Here is a 12357-nt window from a genome sequence, read left to right as displayed (position 1 = left end):
CCGGACGGCGACCCCGGCCCGGACGGCGGTCCGGGGCGTGGCCCCTGGCCCGGCGGCGGGCATATCGTTGCAGGAGCAGACGGAACGGCCCTCTTCCCGAGGAGGTCGTCATGCTCCAGGAGCTGCTGGGCGTGGCCGCGGCGGTCGGTGTCGCGGGGGTCGTGTATCTCGGGGCGGCCGCCCGGGTCGTCAAGCAGTACGAGCGCGGGGTGGTCCTCCGGCTCGGCCGGCTGCGCGGCGACGTCCGCCCGCCGGGGTTCACGCTGGTCGTCCCGGCCGTGGACCGGCTGCGCAAGGTCAACATGCAGATCGTGACGATGCCCATTCCGGCCCAGGAGGGCATCACCCGCGACAACGTGACCGTGCGGGTCGACGCGGTCGTGTACTTCAGGGTCGTGGACGCGCCGGCCGCGATCATCAACGTCGAGGACTACCGTTTCGCCGTCTCGCAGATGGCGCAGACCTCCCTGCGGTCGATCATCGGCAAGAGCGACCTGGACGACCTGCTGTCGAACCGGGAGAAGCTCAACCAGGGCCTGGAGCTGATGATCGACAGCCCGGCCATCGGCTGGGGCGTGCAGATCGACCGCGTCGAGATCAAGGACGTGTCCCTGCCGGACACCATGAAGCGCTCGATGGCCCGCCAGGCCGAGGCCGACCGTGAGCGCCGGGCGCGGATCATCAACGCGGACGCCGAGCTGCAGGCGTCGAAGAAGCTCGCCGAGGCGGCGAAGGAGATGTCCGAGCAGCCTGCCGCGCTCCAGTTGCGGTTGCTCCAGACGGTGGTGGCGGTGGCCGCCGAGAAGAACTCCACGCTCGTCCTGCCGTTCCCGGTGGAATTGCTGCGCTTCCTGGAAAAGGCCCAGCAACCGCTCCCACAACACCCTCAGCAGCAGTCGCCCGCGCCACAACCTCCTCCGCCTGCACAGCCACCGCCTCAGACGCCTCCTCAGACACCTGCTCAGGCCCCAACGCCGTCTTCACCTCCGCCTCCGCCTCCGCCTCCGCCGAAGGCCGTCGACGAGTGACACGTGCTCCATGTGTGGCTCCTGGGGCGTGCTCCGGGTGATAGACACGACGGGATCACAGTTCCTGTCCGCCAGCAGGAAGGTTTTCCCATGTCTGCGACACGACGTCAGATCCTCGCCGGCACCGGTGTCATGGGAGTGGGAGTCGGAGCAGGGGTGGGCATCGCGTTCAGCGGTGCTCTCTCCGACCTCTTCACCGGCACCCCGACCACCACCACGACCGGCACCGCCACCGCCACCGCCACCGCGCAGAACCTCGGCCACGACGGCTACGGCCCCCTCGTGCCCGACCCGGACGGCCTGCTCGACCTCCCCGAGGGCTTCCGCTACCGGGTCCTCTCCCGCGAGGGCGATCCGCTGCGCTCCGGCGAGGGCCCGGTGCCCTCCCACCACGACGGCATGACGGCCCTCCCCGGCCCCGGCGGTCGGGTCCACCTGGTCCGCAACCACGAGAACCGCCCCACCGCGGCGCACCCCGTCCCCACGATCAAGGGCCTGACCTACGACCCTGCGGGCAAGGGCGGTTGTACGGCCCTGACGCTGGACTCCCGGAACAAGGTGCTGTCGGAGCGGGTCGCCATCGCCGGTACGGCCGTCAACTGCGCGGGCGGGCCCACTCCGTGGCACACCTGGCTGACCTGCGAGGAGACAGAGGACAAAGCCGGCACAAACGGTTACAGCAAGGACCACGGCTTCATCTTCGAGGTCGACCCGTCCGACCCGCGCCGCACCGGGGCCGTCCCGCTGACCGCGATGGGACGTTTCCAGCACGAGGCGATCGCCGTCGATCCGAACAATGGAACCGTTTACGAAACGGAGGACGCGTTTCTCAAGCCGTTCGGCCTTTTCTATCGTTTTCTGCCGGAGAAGCCGCTGGGCGGGGTGGGCTCGCTGCGCGCGGGCGGCCGCCTTCAGGCGATGCGGGTCCCCGGCGTGCCGGACCTGTCGTCCATCCAGGACACGGGGGCGGTCTTCGAGGGCATCGAGTGGGTGGACGTGCCGGATCCACTCGCCGCCGAAACCCCGGTCCGTCTGCAGGACTTCGGCCCGAAGGGCATCACGCACGCCCAGAAGCTGGAGGGCTGTTACTGGGGCGGGCGGTCCGTGTACTTCGTCTCGTCGTTCGCGCGCGGCACGGACGGCTCGGCGGCCGACCACTTCGGCCAGGTCTGGCGCTACGACCCGCAGCGCCGTCGCCTCAGCCTCGTCATCGTCTTCGGCCCGGACACCGACGTCCAGCTCCCCGGCGAGTCCCCGGACAACATCTGTCTGGCGGCCGGCGGCGGCCTGATGGTCTGCGAGGACGGCCACGGCGCCCAGCACGTCTTCGGCGTGACCCGGGCCGGCGAGGTGTACGCGATGGCGCGCGGCCGACAGAACATCGGGACACCCGAGGCCCCCGAGTGGGGCGAGTTCGCCGGCGTCACCTTCTCCCCCGACGGCAGGACGATGTACGTCAACTGCTACAACCCCGGGACGACATTCGCGATCACGGGGCCGTGGCGACGCTAGTCCCGGACAGCGGATCGGAACCGGTTCGGAGCCGGGTGGGTGACGCCGACAGAGACGCGGTCATATATCCACACAGGCAATGAGCCGCACCCCATAACTTCATACGATGATCCTTCCCGTGCGCCGTCTCGCCGGCCTCTGCGCCCTCGGTGCCGCCCTCGGCGCCCTCACGCTCACCGCCTGCGGTGCTCCTCGGCAGCCGCAGGCCCCTCGCCCCGCCGCTCCCGCCCACACCTCCGCCCCCGCCTCCGCCCCCGCCTCTGTCGTCCCCTCGATGCCCCCGACGCTGGCTCCCGGTCCGGCCGGTCTCACTCCCGTCTTCCACAACGCGCCCCGCACCGCCGACCGGACCGTCGCCCTCACCTTCGACGCCGACATGACCTCCGACCAGGGGGCCCGGGCCGCGGCCGGCGAGCACTTCGACAACCCGGGGCTGATCACGGCCCTTCGGACGCTGAAGGTGCCGGCCACCGTGTTCATGACCGGCCGCTGGGCCGAGGAGTACCCGGACCAGGCTCGTTCCATCGACCGCGACCCCCGGTTCGAGATCGCCAACCACTCCTACAGTCACCACGCCTTCACCGGCGACTGCTACGGCCTGCCCACCGTCCCCGAGAACCGGATGCGGGCCGACGTGGAGCGGGCCTACACGGCGTTCCGCAAGGCCGGAGTGACCGACGCGATGCCCTACTTCCGTTTCCCCGGCGGCTGTTACGACAAGCGAGCGCTGCGCGCGGTGAGCGGCACCGGCGTGACCGCCGTCCAGTGGGACGTGGTCAGCGGGGACGCGTTCGCGACGGACGCGGACGCGGTGGCCCGACAGGTGCTGGAGGGTGTGCGGCCCGGGTCGGTCGTCGTCATGCACTGCACCCGCAGCGCGGCCCCGACGACCGAGCGGGCGGTGCGGACGATCGTGCCGGAACTGCGCCGACAGGGGTACCGGTTCGTGAAGGTGTCCGAGCTGATCGGAACGGCGAGCGGGCGGCGGTGAGTCACCTCACCCACGCCGACCTCGTGCGCCGGAAACGCTTTCGTACGCTTTCGTACGCTGGAGGCATGAGTGACGACGACAGCGACCAGGAGCACGACCGGGACTGCTGCCTGATCGACGCGACCACGCCGCCCAAGGCCGAGGGGCCGCCGTATGCGGAGTGTGTGCTGTGCCGGAAGCCGACGGAGTATCCGGAGTCGCACAAGGGGATCACTCTGTGCCCGGTGTGCGAGTGGCAGGAGGCACAGCGGACGGCTTGCTCGGGGTAACCGGTTACCCGGGCAACTCGGGGAACTCGGGGAACTCAGGCGGCCAGGGCGACACGAGTGCTCGGACAACACGGGTAACCGGTTACTCTGCGTGCTCGCCCGGGTCAGGGTGATCGACGGGACGTGAGCGCGCAGGCCACTGCGACGGCTGCGGCGCTCAGCAGGATCGCGGCGACCAGCGGCAGGATCGGCACGTGGACGGTCGCCGAGTGGGAGCCGTCCACCAGGCCGCTGACGGCCGCATGCGCCGGGGAACCGGTTACCACCAGCGCCAGCAGGGCCGCCAGCAGCAGCGCGGGCACCGCACGGCCGGGCGAGCGCAGCACGGGCCAGGCGGTGAGCGCGCCGACGGCCGTGCCGAGCAGGGCGCAGGTCAGGACGGCGAGCAGTCCGGCGCCGGCGGCTTCGAGGACCGGGACCCGCTTGTGGTGGTCGCTGCCGACCGGGTCGCTGATGACCGTGACGAGTGCTGTCGCCGCCGTGCCGAGCAGCGCGGCCCCGGTCAGCGCGACCAGTACACAGGCCAGATGCGCCCGCGCGGGCCCGACCGCCGCCGCGACGACGGTGCGGGCGGCCGGGGGCTCGCCGGTCACGCAGATCCGCACCAGCCAGGCGGCCACGGGCAGCAGGAACGCGGCGGTGTAGCCGAGCGAGTCCAGCAGCGGCTGGCCGCCCTGGACCCCGATCCCCAGGAAGACGGCGTAGAGGAGGAACGGGGGCAGCCAGCGCTGCGAGCGCAGGAGCAGGGCGCTCTGGTAGCGCAGGAGGGCGGTCATCGGCGGCTCTCGTCCGGCCGGACGCCCACCACGTGCCACGGCGGGCGGGCGGTCAGCAGGGCGCGGAGCAGGACGTCGGAGTGGGAGACGGGGACGGTGAGCCGGTGGGTGCGGTCGGCCGTCTCCTCGGTGGAGGCGGCCAGGCGAAGCGCTTCCGGGGGAAGCGGCGCGGCTGGGCCGCGCACCTCGATGGTCATGTGCGGGCCGTCGGGGGCGGCGGCCGGCTCCTCGTCGCTGCGACGACGGTGCAGGGTGCCGTCGCGGACCGTGTACACGGCGTCCGTGGCACCGGCGAGGCGGCGGGGGTCGTGGTCGACGAAGACCACCGCCGCTCCGGCGGACGTCCGCTCGGCGACCGCCCGTTCCAGTTCGGCCCGCGCGTCCGTGTCCAGGCCGGTCCATGCCTCGTCCAGGATCAGCAGTTCCGGTTCGGCGAGGAGCGCCTGTGCCACGGCGACCTTCTGGCTGCTGCCCTTCGAGAGGCGGGTCATGGGGGTGTGGGCGTAGGCGGTGGCGTCGAGGCGGTCCAGCCAGTCGCCCGCGGCGCGCTCGGCGGCGGTACGGGACAGACCGTGCACCGTGCCGAGGTGGGTGAGGTAGCCGACGGCGGTGAACGGGAGGGCGGCGGGGAAGCGTTCGGGGACGTACGCGGTGCGGGGGCGGCCGGTGACCCTGCCCTCCGTGGGGGCGTCGATCCGGGCGAGGAGCCGCAGGAGGGTGGACTTGCCGCATCCGTTGGGGCCCTCGATCCGGGTGAGGCCGGCGGGGGCCAGTTCCATGTTCACCTCGCGCAGGACCCACGGGCCGCGTAAGCCGTAGCGGCGGCCCACGTTCTCCAGACGTAGATCGCGTTCCATGAAGGGCATCCTCTCGCACCGGTCCAGTAGCCTGCGCCTGTGAGTGAGAGTCCCTTTCAGACCGAGCCGAACCCGCGTGACCAGGCTCCGCAGTTCGTGTTGCCCCTCGTCGTGCGGATAGAGAAATCCGCGCCGCCCGCCCGCACCGACGCGCTCGAGACGGCCGCCCGTGCCGTGCTCGTCCTGCTCGCTGACGAGCGCTCCGTCGGGGACGGCGAGTGGGCGCAGGTCATGCGGGACTGGCAGGACGCCCGCATTCGCAAGGTGGTGCGGCGGGCCCGGGGAGCCGAGTGGCGGCGGGCCGGGGAGCTGCCGGGGATCACCGTCACAGGGAAGTCGGCGGAGGTGCGGGTGTTTCCGCCCGTGCCGTTGGACGGGTGGCCGAAGGAACTGGCGAAGCTTCAGGTTTCCGGAACCGATCTCGACGATCCCGAGCCGCCCGCGGACGTCGAGCCGGGGACCGTCGTGCTGTGGATGAGTCCGGAGGTGGAGATGTCGGCGGGGAAGGCGATGGCGCAGGCCGGGCACGGCGCGCAGCTCGCCTGGTGGGACCTGTCGGACGAGGAGCGGGCGGCCTGGCGCGAAACCGGTTTCCCGCTTGCTGTCCGGACCGCGGCCCCGGAGCGGTGGCGTGAGCTGACGACGAGCGGCCTGCCGCTGGTGCGGGACGCGGGGTTCACCGAGATCGCGCCGGGCAGCTGCACGGTGGTCGCCGATCATCCGGCCCTGAGGACCCGCTGACCCGTCGGCCGACCGGCCCGCCGGCCCGGCACCGGTCGGCCGGCACCCGTCACCCCATAGGCCGGTCACTCCATAGGCCCGTCGGCCCGTCGGCCCGAACCTCAAATGTTGCTCTGAAGGAGGGCGGCGGGCGGTTCGGAGGACGGCGGCGGGGCGATACCACCGTCACCACGCAGGGGGCACGAAGGAGGCGGGGACCATGATGCGACTGGGGACGGGGATCGGCTGGCGACCGGAGATCGCGGACGCCGTGGAGCGGATGCCGGGCATCGACTGGGTCGAGGCCGTCGCCGAGAACGTGTGTCCCGGGCATCTGCCCGACTCCCTGCTGCGGCTGCGCGAGCGCGGGATCACCGTGATCCCGCACGGCGTCTCGCTCGGGCTCGGCGATGCGGAGCGACCCGACCAGGGGCGGCTGACCGCGCTCGCCGAGCGGGCCGAGGCACTGGGCTCGCCGCTGGTCACCGAGCACATCGCGTTCGTCCGCGCGGGCGGCCCGCTGACGGCGTCCCCGCGGCTGGAGGCCGGGCATCTGCTGCCCGTGCCGCGCACCCGGGACGCCCTCGACGTGCTGTGCGAGAACGTGCGCATCGCACAGGACGCGCTGCCCGTGCCGCTCGCCGTCGAGAACATCGCCGCGCTCGTCGCCTGGCCGGACGAGGAGATGACGGAGGGACAGTTCCTGTACGACCTGGCCGACCGCACCGGCGTACGGCTGCTGATCGACGTGGCCAACCTGCACACCAACCACGTCAACCGCGGCGAGGACCCCGCCGAGGCGCTGGCCGAACTGCCCCTGGAGGCCATCGCCTACGTCCATGTCGCGGGCGGCTTCGAGCGGGACGGCGTCTGGCACGACAGTCATGCGCACCCGGTGCCCCGCCCGGTCCTCGACATCCTGACCGACCTCGCGTCCCGGGTGTCGCCGCCCGGCGTGCTGTTGGAGCGGGACGAGAACTTCCCCGAACCGACCGAGCTGGAACGGGAGTTGGGCGCGATCCGGAAGGCCGTCGAGAACGGTGCGGCACTGCGCGGCGCACGGGTCGACGACGAAGCCGCCCCGCCCGCCCGGCCCCAGGCCCAGACCCAGACCCAGATGATGGAACCGATCAGCCCCGGCGTCGCCCCTGGCATCGCCCCCGACGAGGCGGCCCGTCAGCGCCTCGGCCTCACCCAGGCCGCGCTGCTGTCCGCACTGGTCGCGGGGACAGCCGTCCCCGAGGGCTTCGACCGGGTGCGCCTCGGCGTGCAGGCACGGGCTCTGGCGGCGAAGCGGGCCGACGTGGTGGCCAAGGTGGCGCCGGAGCTGCCGCAGATCCTCGGAAACGGTTACCGGGCCGCTTTCGTCGCGTATGCGCGACGGCACCCGATGCGCGGCGGGTACCGCCAGGACGCCCTCGACTTCGCCGAGCAGATGCTCCTGGACGGGCGGTCGCCGGAAGGCCGGACCCGCCGCGAACTGCGTCGCTGGTGGCTGGACCGCTCGGGACCCGCACCGAGGCCGAAGTCCCTGCTGGAACAGGTGAGTCGGATGGGACGGTCGTTGATCCGACGGTGATGGACCGTCCCGAATGTGCCGGGGTTAACACCCGGCCGCGTCCGTCGCGGGCAACAACGTTTCCACAGGCGTTTACTACCGGTTTCCCCGGCTTTGGGACCCCTTGCCGCCCTCCCGTTTCATCCAAGATGCCCGTGATGAAACCGTTCGACCCTGTACGGCAGTTGGCGGACCGGGCGCAGTAATATGCCAGTCCCGCAACCGATGTGCACTTGCGTGCAGTGCCGTGAGCAGGAGGCACCATGCGCCCGCGACCCCCGATCAAGGGCAGAGGCATCTTCAGTGGTACCGGGCTGATCATCACATGCCTGGCGGCGACCCTCGCGGCACTGGTCTTCCCGGTCTGGTCGTACTCCGACCGTTCGGGCACGGGAGTGGACGTACTGAACGCGCAGAGCGTGTCGACGCAGTACGGGCCGCTGTCCGCGCTGGACCGGGAGTTCATCACCAAGGTCCGGCTGGCCGGACTGTGGGAGCTGCCGGCCGGACAGCAGGCGCAGACGAAGGGCACGACCGAGGCCGTGCGGACGGCGGGCCGGCATCTGGTCGAGGGCCACGCCTTCCTGGACGAGCGGGTGCGCACCGTCGCCTCGCAACTGGGCCTCGCGCTGCCGAACGAGCCCAACGACCAGCAGAAAGGCTGGCTGGCGGAGCTGAACGCGGCGCAGGGGCAGCAGTACGACTGGAAGTTCGCCAACATCCTGCGCCTCGCGCACGGCCGGGTGTTCTCCGTCGTCGCCCAGGTCCGGGCCAGTACGCGCAACTCGCTGGTGCGCGCGCTCGCCGACGACGCCAACACCACCGTCCTGGACCACATCAAGATCCTCGAGGCTACCGGGTACGTCGACTACGACGCCCTCGCCCGCGACCTGGCGGCCGACAGCCCGCCGCCGATCACCAACTCCCCCGGGCCGCCGGGGCCCACGACCGACCCCGGGCCGGTCGTGCCGCTCACGGCGTCGCCGTATCCCACCTACACGCTCCCGCCGGCCGCGGCCAGCCCGCCACCCGGCTCCTGAGGCACGCAGCTCATGCGGCACCCGGGACGAAGGCAAGCGGAACGTCACATACGCACAACGCCCGGTCCGGATCGTGAACGGGGCATGGCGTTTCCCGGTGCGGATGGCATAGAAACACGACATGGTCTGGGTGCTTCTCCTGCTGCTGGCATGGGCCGTCGCGGGCGCGGCGTGCACACGGCTGTGCCTGGCCGCTGCGCGTGCGGCGAACTCGGCGAGTTCGGCGAGCCTCGACGCGAACGCGGGCCACGGACATGATCTGACCCTGTACGAGGCGGCTTTCCTGTCCGGCGGCCCGGGCCGGGTCGCCGACCTGACCATGGTCTCCATGGCGCGCCAGCGGCGGCTGCTGCTCGCCCACACCGGCTGGGCGACCGTCGTCGACCCGCGCGGGCGCGACGAGATGGAACGGTCGGTCATAGGGGCCATCGGGCCCGAGGGGCAGTCGCCCATCGCCCCGGTGCGGGCCGCGGCGGCGGCCGCGGACGCGGTGGGCGGCCTCGCCGACCGGCTGGTCGACGCCGGCCTCGCGGTGCCGGACGGAGCCCGTACGACGGTCGCGACCGGGGTGCGGCAGGTGCGGGCCGCCGCCGTGGTCGTCGTCGCGCTGGGCGTCACCGCACTGCTGCTCCCCGCCGCCCCGGAGATGCCCCGCAACCTCGTCGCGCTCTGGTTCGCGCTGCCCCTCGCCCTCACCCTGAGCTGCCTGGCCATAGCGCGGGTGGAGGCGCATCCGTACTCGCGCTGGGCCTCCCCGGCGGGCCAGCGGCTGCTGGGCACGCTGGCCCGGCACGCCGCGAGCGCGGGGGACGAACGCATGTATCTGACCTCCGTGGCCGTACGCGGGATCCGCGCGGTCGGCGAACCGGACCTGCGGGCTGCCTTCGCGCACCGCGGGCAGTACGGGTACCACGGGCTGCTCGGGCTGCACGCGCGCGACTGAGACAGGGATCCGCCGGACCAATCCGCTTCTCGAACAGGACGCCCCCCTGGACGGGGCACCCATCGGACGGGACACCGCTCGGACGGGACACCGCTCGGGCAGGACGCCCCCTCCGACGGGGCGCGCTCGACCACTGGGGGGCGCACAAGGGGCATTGGCGGCGACACCAGCCGTCGGTGCTTGCCTTCCCCCAAGGTCGAACCAAACTTCCCTTTTGTCGCCGCCGTGCACCGAAGGGACACCCGATGAGAGCCGCCGCCCTCCACTCGGCCGCAGGAGCCCTGCTGCTGACCGCCCTCTCCGCCGTCCCGGCGGGCGGCGTCCCGAACACGCCCGGCCTGTCGGCCCCCGGTCCGTCCGCCGCCCGGGCCGCCGCCCCCGGTGTCGCGCTCGCCGCCGCGCGGGCCGCGGCGAGGGGCGTCGACTTCGGGAAGTGCTCCGACGCGCAGGACCTGCCCGGCGCCATGCAGTGCGGCACGGTCGCCGTCCCGCTCGACTACGCCCGGCCGAACGGCAAGCAGATCGACCTGACCGTCAGCCGCGTGCAGGCCACCCACAAGGACCCGCACAACAGCAAGCACCGGGTTCCCCGACAGGGCGCGCTGGTCTTCAACCCGGGCGGCCCGGGCGGCTCCGGGCTCTACTTCCCACTGATCGGGCTGCTGCCGGAGTGGAAGCGCATCGGGGCCGCGTACGACCTCGTCGGCTACGACCCGCGCGGGGTCGGCCGCTCGGCACCGGTGTCCTGCCAGGACCCCAAGCGGTTCTTCAAGGGCCCTTCGCCGGCTCCGACGCACCCCTCGGAGTCGTACAAGCGGGAGCGCATCGCGCAGGCGAAGGCGTACGCCGAGGGCTGCGCGCAGCGGTCGGGCGGCGCCCTGCAGCACATCAACTCGCTCAACAACGCCCGTGACCTGGATGTGCTGCGCGCCGCGCTGGGCGAGGAGCGGCTGACGTTCATGGGGGCCTCGTACGGCACCTACTTCGGGGCGGTGTACGCGACCCTGTTCCCCTCACATGTGCGGCGGATGGTGTTCGACGCGGCGGTGAACCCGGACCCGGCGCAGATCTGGTACCGCAACAACCTCGACCAGTCGGCGGCGTTCGAGAGCCGCTGGACGGACTTCCGGGAGTGGATCGCGCGGCACGACGACGTGTACGGCCTGGGCAGGACGGCTCAGGCGGTGCTGACCAGCTATGAGCGGGCGCGGGCGCGGCTGGCCGCCGAGCCGGCCGGCGGGAAGGTGGGGCCGGGCCAGCTCCAGGGCGCGTTCCTGCAGGCCGGTTACTACGACGACTACTGGCCGGCTCGGGCGCAGGCGCTGTCGGAGTACCTCAAGGGCGACCCGAAGCAGCTGATCGCGCAGGCCGGGCCGGTCCAGGAGGCTGCCGAGGAGGCGGAGAACTCGAACGCCGTGTACACGGCCGTGGAGTGCAACGACGCACCGTGGCCAACGGACTGGAAGGTGTGGGACCGCGACAACACGCGGCTCGCGCGGGTCGCGCCGTTCGAGACCTGGGACAACGTGTGGGCGAACCTGCCGTGCGCGTACTGGCCGGCGCCCCGGCAGGAGCCGCTCGATGTCCGGACCGGGCCGGGCGAGCTGCCGCCGACGCTGATCCTGGCCGCCGAGCGGGACGCCGCCGCGCCGTACGACGGGGCCCTGGAGATGCACCGGCGGCTGACGGGTTCGGTGCTGGTGACGGAGCGGGACGCCGGCACGCACGGCATCGGGGGCGGACCGAACCGGTGCGTCAACGGCCACCTCGACGCGTATCTGCTGGAGGGCCGGCTCCCGACGCGGCGCGCGGCCTGCGCACCGCACGCGGAGCCGAAGCCGGCCACGCCGAAGCCGGCCGCACGGAAGCCTGCCGAGGCCGAGCCGGCGGCCCTCTCCGTGGAGCGGGCCGCGCGGCCGAAGCGCTGATCAGGCCAGACCCGCGACCAGCTCCGCGACGTCCTTGCGGCGGCCCGTGTAGAACGGGACCTCCTCGCGGACGTGCATCCGGGCCTCCGAGGCCCGCAGATGGCGCATGAGGTCGACGATGCGGTACAGCTCGTCGGCCTCGAACGCGAGGATCCACTCGTAGTCGCCGAGCGAGAACGAGGCGACCGTGTTGGCACGGACGTCCGGGTAGCCGCGGGCCATCTTGCCGTGGTCGGCGAGCATGCGGCGGCGGTCTTCGTCGGGCAGCAGGTACCAGTCGTAGGAGCGCACGAACGGGTAGACGCTGATGTAGTCGCGGGGCGTCTCGTCGGCGAGGAACGCCGGGATGTGCGAGCGGTTGAACTCGGCGGGGCGGTGCAGCGCCATGTTCGACCAGACCGGCTCCAGGGCGCGGCCCAGCCGGGTGCGGCGGAACAGGTTGTACGCCTCCTGGAGCTGGTCGGCGGTCTCGGCGTGCCACCAGATCATGAGGTCGGCGTCGGCGCGCAGACCGGACACGTCGTAGGTGCCGCGGATCGTCACGTCCTTGGCGGCGAGCTGGTCGAACAGCTCCTGGACCTCGTCGGCGTAACCCGCGCGGTCCTCGGGCAGCACGTCCTTCAGCTTGAAGACGGACCACAGGGTGTAGCGGATGACCTCGTTGAGGTCCTTGGCCAGCTTGCCCTTGTTCGGGATCCTGCCGGCCTCGGTGGTGGGGGCGTCGTCGCTCATGGT

The 12357-nt window shown here is 72.2% G+C and carries 12 protein-coding genes; 9 read left to right on the top strand and 3 right to left on the bottom strand.

Annotation, left to right across the window (positions count from 1 at the left end; genetic code table 11):
• Window positions 1-110: 110 nt before the first annotated feature.
• From ACWD4O_RS01285 to ACWD4O_RS01270, 4 genes are all read left to right on the top strand, one after another.
• Complete coding sequence (locus ACWD4O_RS01285; protein ID WP_451276219.1) at window positions 111-1028, top strand: slipin family protein; 918 nt, start codon at window positions 111-113, stop codon at window positions 1026-1028.
• A gap of 90 nt (window positions 1029-1118) precedes the next feature.
• Complete coding sequence (locus ACWD4O_RS01280) at window positions 1119-2540, top strand: PhoX family protein (RefSeq protein ID WP_451276217.1); 1422 nt, start codon at window positions 1119-1121, stop codon at window positions 2538-2540.
• A 106-nt stretch (window positions 2541-2646) separates the two neighbouring features.
• Window positions 2647-3531 carry a polysaccharide deacetylase family protein gene (locus ACWD4O_RS01275; protein WP_451276215.1) on the top strand — a complete coding sequence of 295 codons (885 nt, stop codon included), beginning with the start codon at window positions 2647-2649 and terminating at the stop codon, window positions 3529-3531.
• A gap of 65 nt (window positions 3532-3596) precedes the next feature.
• Complete coding sequence (locus tag ACWD4O_RS01270; RefSeq protein WP_451276213.1) at window positions 3597-3800, top strand: hypothetical protein; 204 nt, start codon at window positions 3597-3599, stop codon at window positions 3798-3800.
• A gap of 104 nt (window positions 3801-3904) precedes the next feature.
• Here ACWD4O_RS01270 and ACWD4O_RS01265 read toward each other — a convergent pair whose 3' ends face one another.
• Together ACWD4O_RS01265 and ACWD4O_RS01260 are read right to left on the bottom strand one after the other, a co-directional pair.
• The gene (locus ACWD4O_RS01265; RefSeq protein ID WP_451276211.1) at window positions 3905-4576 is read right to left on the bottom strand and encodes an ABC transporter; all 672 of its coding nucleotides are present in this window, start codon (window positions 4574-4576) and stop codon (window positions 3905-3907) included.
• Window positions 4573-5433, bottom strand: a complete 861-nt coding sequence (locus tag ACWD4O_RS01260) for an ABC transporter ATP-binding protein (RefSeq protein ID WP_451276209.1) — start codon at window positions 5431-5433, stop codon at window positions 4573-4575. Before ACWD4O_RS01260 ends, ACWD4O_RS01265 begins: the two co-directional genes overlap by 4 nt.
• A gap of 39 nt (window positions 5434-5472) precedes the next feature.
• Here ACWD4O_RS01260 and ACWD4O_RS01255 point away from each other — a divergent pair, with 39 nt between their 5' ends.
• The 5 genes from ACWD4O_RS01255 to ACWD4O_RS01235 all read left to right on the top strand — a co-directional run bounded on the left by ACWD4O_RS01255 (window position 5473) and on the right by ACWD4O_RS01235 (window position 11622).
• A complete protein-coding gene (locus ACWD4O_RS01255; RefSeq protein ID WP_451276207.1) occupies window positions 5473-6174 on the top strand; it encodes a peptidyl-tRNA hydrolase in 702 nt (233 codons plus the stop codon).
• A gap of 199 nt (window positions 6175-6373) precedes the next feature.
• Entirely contained in the window at window positions 6374-7732 is a 1359-nt protein-coding gene (locus tag ACWD4O_RS01250; protein WP_451276205.1) for a multinuclear nonheme iron-dependent oxidase, read from the top strand.
• A gap of 242 nt (window positions 7733-7974) precedes the next feature.
• Window positions 7975-8751 carry a DUF4142 domain-containing protein gene (locus ACWD4O_RS01245; RefSeq protein WP_451276203.1) on the top strand — a complete coding sequence of 259 codons (777 nt, stop codon included), beginning with the start codon at window positions 7975-7977 and terminating at the stop codon, window positions 8749-8751.
• A gap of 121 nt (window positions 8752-8872) precedes the next feature.
• Window positions 8873-9694, top strand: coding sequence for a TIGR04222 domain-containing membrane protein (locus tag ACWD4O_RS01240; protein WP_451276201.1), 822 nt, complete (start codon window positions 8873-8875; stop codon window positions 9692-9694).
• A 245-nt stretch (window positions 9695-9939) separates the two neighbouring features.
• Complete coding sequence (locus ACWD4O_RS01235) at window positions 9940-11622, top strand: alpha/beta hydrolase (RefSeq protein ID WP_451276199.1); 1683 nt, start codon at window positions 9940-9942, stop codon at window positions 11620-11622.
• Here the strand turns inward: ACWD4O_RS01235 and hemQ are convergent, their stop codons facing one another.
• Window positions 11623-12354 carry a hydrogen peroxide-dependent heme synthase gene (hemQ, locus tag ACWD4O_RS01230; RefSeq protein ID WP_450945328.1) on the bottom strand — a complete coding sequence of 244 codons (732 nt, stop codon included), beginning with the start codon at window positions 12352-12354 and terminating at the stop codon, window positions 11623-11625. It abuts the gene before it with no gap.
• Window positions 12355-12357: the final 3 nt, after the last annotated feature.

Source organism: Streptomyces sp. NPDC002623, from assembly GCF_053592635.1.
Note: the sequence above shows the minus strand (reverse complement) of the source record. Positions and strands in the feature narration are given on the sequence as shown.

Bases quoted from the DNA above. Each gene is read 5' to 3' on its own strand.
- hemQ (WP_450945328.1), bottom strand. From the start codon at position 12,354: ATGAGCGACGACGCCCCCACCACCGAGGCCGGCAGGATCCCGAACAAG.
- ACWD4O_RS01270 (WP_451276213.1), top strand. From the start codon at position 3,597: ATGAGTGACGACGACAGCGACCAGGAGCACGACCGGGACTGCTGCCTG.
- ACWD4O_RS01245 (WP_451276203.1), top strand. From the start codon at position 7,975: ATGCGCCCGCGACCCCCGATCAAGGGCAGAGGCATCTTCAGTGGTACC.
- ACWD4O_RS01285 (WP_451276219.1), top strand. From the start codon at position 111: ATGCTCCAGGAGCTGCTGGGCGTGGCCGCGGCGGTCGGTGTCGCGGGG.
- ACWD4O_RS01275 (WP_451276215.1), top strand. From the start codon at position 2,647: ATGATCCTTCCCGTGCGCCGTCTCGCCGGCCTCTGCGCCCTCGGTGCC.
- ACWD4O_RS01250 (WP_451276205.1), top strand. From the start codon at position 6,374: ATGATGCGACTGGGGACGGGGATCGGCTGGCGACCGGAGATCGCGGAC.
- ACWD4O_RS01265 (WP_451276211.1), bottom strand. From the start codon at position 4,576: ATGACCGCCCTCCTGCGCTACCAGAGCGCCCTGCTCCTGCGCTCGCAG.
- ACWD4O_RS01280 (WP_451276217.1), top strand. From the start codon at position 1,119: ATGTCTGCGACACGACGTCAGATCCTCGCCGGCACCGGTGTCATGGGA.
- ACWD4O_RS01235 (WP_451276199.1), top strand. From the start codon at position 9,940: ATGAGAGCCGCCGCCCTCCACTCGGCCGCAGGAGCCCTGCTGCTGACC.
- ACWD4O_RS01260 (WP_451276209.1), bottom strand. From the start codon at position 5,433: ATGGAACGCGATCTACGTCTGGAGAACGTGGGCCGCCGCTACGGCTTA.
- ACWD4O_RS01240 (WP_451276201.1), top strand. From the start codon at position 8,873: ATGGTCTGGGTGCTTCTCCTGCTGCTGGCATGGGCCGTCGCGGGCGCG.